Origin of the sequence: Mesorhizobium sp. M8A.F.Ca.ET.207.01.1.1 (assembly GCF_004794715.1) — a bacterium.
Lineage (GTDB): Bacteria > Pseudomonadota > Alphaproteobacteria > Rhizobiales > Rhizobiaceae > Mesorhizobium.
Genome location: NZ_SRUS01000065.1, coordinates 1 through 500 on the forward strand (window position 1 = coordinate 1; position 500 = coordinate 500).

1 protein-coding gene is annotated in these 500 nt (G+C 67.0%); it reads right to left on the reverse strand.

The window, feature by feature from the left end; translation table 11 throughout:
• Positions 1-102: 102 nt before the first annotated feature.
• The coding region (locus tag EN850_RS33470; protein WP_210238001.1) for a hypothetical protein at positions 103-500 on the reverse strand (398 nt) is incomplete at its 5' end.

A 500-nucleotide genomic window follows, 5' to 3' on the forward strand; every position in this document is an offset into this window, starting at 1 on the left:
CGCACGTGCACGCAAGGGACTGGTGGGAGGGCATCTGCATCTTCTCCTGGGGTACTCAACCTCTGGACGAACGGGCGCGTGGGAAATGGACACCACCTGGCTTCAGGGTCGCGACATCCGGTAGCGGATGCGGTACAGGTCCAACCCTGCACCGTCCGCGCGCCGCGCCGAATAGGTCAGCGTGTCGCGGCGCGAGCCATCCAGCATCGCGCCGTAGCTGTCGCCGCCGGGCTCGTTCAACGGCGAGGGCAATGCATGGCCTGCGTCATAACGGCCTCCACGCGGATAGGCAATGAACTGGCGCACCGGTGCACTGCCGAAGTTCTGGGCGCGGGCAAACACCACCGTTCGCCCGTCGCCCAGGAAGGTGGCATCGAACTCCTGCGCTGCGGTATTGAGGTCTCCCGCCAGCGGCCGTGCCGGCTGCGCGACGCCGCCGATCATCGCCGTGCTGTAGAGGTCATGGCCGTCGGCACCTCCCGCACGATCGCTGGAGAACA